Annotated in this window: 2 protein-coding genes; both read left to right on the forward strand. The window is 36.1% G+C overall.

The features are described from left to right. Nucleotides 1-537: 537 nt before the first annotated feature. Entirely contained in the window at nucleotides 538-1,032 is a 495-nt protein-coding gene (locus HH219_RS21440; protein ID WP_054206938.1) for a hypothetical protein, read from the forward strand. A 340-nt stretch (nucleotides 1,033-1,372) separates the two neighbouring features. Continuing rightward, on the forward strand, nucleotides 1,373-2,407 hold the full coding sequence (locus HH219_RS21445; protein WP_054454124.1) for a GGDEF domain-containing protein: 1,035 nt from the start codon (nucleotides 1,373-1,375) through the stop codon (nucleotides 2,405-2,407). Nucleotides 2,408-2,866: the final 459 nt, after the last annotated feature.

A 2,866-nucleotide genomic window follows, 5' to 3' on the forward strand; every position in this document is an offset into this window, starting at 1 on the left:
CCTGCCAAGCAACTGAATTCTAAGTGCTGTAACTAACACTAACAGTGCGCAAAAAATAATGATACGGTTACCTACGATGGTAGAGGTGCAAAATTTTCTGGCAAAATATATGCCTGTCCTTTTTTACTCTGTTGTGATAGCAATCGAGTATGGCCATGTTTAAATTAATAGAGCGTTGTACAACGGGGTCAGGAAAGTAGTAGCGCATCTTTTCTCTGTCGCAGACGTTCTTTAAATTGACATTGTGGGCAGGTAAATTGTGCTGGCTGTCTAGTTTATTGTCTGTTTATTTCAATTATGAGTTTCGTACGGCTATTTACTACTAACACCTAAAAACTCAGCTCTGAGAATTATTTACACTGTTATTCGTAAAAGTTGCAATTAATTGATTTTTGTGTGCAGTTTTACATACTGATATATTAGTTTGTGTTTTTTAAGTTGTTGACTTTATAGTGTTAGTTCTGTTTTTTTATTTCTGGTTCAACATTTGCTTCTAATAAGTTCATACACAATGTTTAAACTTAAAAAGGAGTTATTATGAGTAATGTTATAACGGGTTTATTTGAGAATGCTTCAAAAGCAACATTAGCAATCTATAGATTAGAGGCGCTAGGTGTTTTAAATTCAGAAATTAGCATCGTTGCCAATGATTCTTACACAAAAGATGATTTTGCTGTTGATGAAGGCACAAAAGCTGCCGAAGGCGGCATAATTGGAGCTGCATCAGGCGGCGTATTAGCGGCAATTGTTGGTGGTTTAACTGCTGTTGGTGTTGTGGCTAGTGGCGGAACTGGATTGATCGTTACTGGTCCTGTAGTGGCAGCTCTTGCTGCTGGCGGTGCTGGTGCCGCTGCCGGTGGTACAGTAGGTGCTATCATTGGTGCTTTTATCCCTGAGCATGAAATCAAATATTATGAAGATGCCATTGCCAAGGGATCAGTTCTATTAGGTGTTAAATATACCAGTGAGAACAAGAGTGATATTGAGGACGCGCTTAAAAATGCAGGTGCTGAAAACGTATCTACAGCATAAGGTAAGTACATTTTTTGCGTGCGAATAGCGTGCATATTACCTAAGGATGCGGAGGAGCTAGTTATAGCTCCTCCGCTTTTTTTATTGTTTATAAAAAATAGAGTAACGATATAAAAAGAGCATGTTGACTCTCCCATCTAATGTTACCTCACCATTGGATGATATTTACGCTTATTATTTGATTGCAAAAAAAGATTTACATAAGCTAATCTTTTAGGGTGATTTATTTTAGATTGATTTATTTAATGCAATTATCTATATTGGTCCAGTAAGTGTTACATAAAATAATAAAAGTAAGCTAAAGCAATTTGGCATATCTAATCAATGAGTAACAAAGCCCATGGATACTAATACTTCACTTTCGCAGTCCGCCAAGCATTTGAAAAAAGTTATTCCTATGATGTCGAGCTTTAAAATACCGTTTACCCCAGTCAATTATGCGATTTGGTATTGTTATGTATTAGGCCGTAACTTAGAGTTTAACTTGCGCCTTGATAATATATTAAAAAGCTACAAAACCTGCCCAGCAGATAAAGCTCGCGCATTATTTGATGAATTTTTATCTGATAAAGATCTCGCTTTGTTTTATGAGATCTCTACGAGCTTTCAAGACACTATTGAAGATGTAAAAGAAGACATTGATAAAACACTTGCAACTTCTCAAGGATTTTCGGCATTTCTATACCAGTGTAATTCGGGACTGCAGGGCATTAAGAATAATAGTGTTGAGTCATATGATGAAGTGCTTGGTATTGTCGATCAACTCACAGAAGAATCAGTGCTTATGCAACAAAATGCGTATTCATTTCAGAAAAAGTTAGAAAGTGCCTACGCAGAGATATCAAATTTAAAACAAACACTTTTAAGTACTCAAGAGGCTGCTAATACTGACTCGTTAACGGGGTTGTATAACCGAGGTCGATTTGACCTTGATATCGCTCATTTTTGTAATGAGGAAGCGCCATTAGGAATGAACCATGCATTGATATTTATAGATATTGATCACTTTAAAAAATTTAATGATGATTTTGGACATCAAAAAGGTGACGATGTACTCAAAGTCGTTGCTAATAAAGTACTTAATGCATGCGGTGATTCGTTTAAAGGATATCGATATGGCGGTGAGGAATTTTGCATTTTAGGTGATTTTTCAGGTATTTCAAATGCATTAAACTTTGCGGAAAGACTTCGTAAATCAATTGCAAAGCTCTGTGTTAAAAGTAAGAAAAGTGATAAAAAACAGCGAGCTATATCAGCCAGTTTTGGCATTGCATTGTTCGAGGAGGGTAATACTACACCGGCTTTTATTGAGCGTGCGGATAAAGCATTATATTTAGCCAAAGCATACGGAAGAAACCGTGTAGAAATAGCATAAAATAGTTGTTGCCTTAACTCAATGTGAGTCAAATACTATTACACAAGCGAGGGGGATTTTGATTACTTTGGCAAGTATTCAAAATGGCGGAGTACCGTCTTGTTAGAGTAAATAAAAGCATTAACTCAACGTCACATCTGATTATTAATTTATTACAGTGATTTCCAATTAATGGCTTCATTAAGGGATTGAGTCAAAATTGGTGATCAGTTATGGTTGATACATCAATAAAAATAAATTTTAAATGAGTAACTCTGTAGGCTCGTTAAATAACTCAAGGAAGGTTGACTATGTTTCAAGGTTTTTTCAAAAGACGTAAAATCAAAAAATATGCTAGGGCGTGTTGACCTTTCGTGATTAATTTTGCAGCAGTATGTTTGGTATTTAGGCAAGGCAGCGCCTATGCAGTGTGGTTGTTCCCCATAAATAGGCGATAACGCAGTATAAATGCCAAACATG

It is taken from the genome of Pseudoalteromonas sp. NEC-BIFX-2020_015 (genome assembly GCF_012952265.1).
GTDB lineage: Bacteria > Pseudomonadota > Gammaproteobacteria > Enterobacterales > Alteromonadaceae > Pseudoalteromonas > Pseudoalteromonas neustonica.

Bases quoted from the DNA above. Each gene is read 5' to 3' on its own strand.
- HH219_RS21440 (WP_054206938.1), top strand. From the start codon at position 538: ATGAGTAATGTTATAACGGGTTTATTTGAGAATGCTTCAAAAGCAACA.
- HH219_RS21445 (WP_054454124.1), top strand. From the start codon at position 1,373: ATGGATACTAATACTTCACTTTCGCAGTCCGCCAAGCATTTGAAAAAA.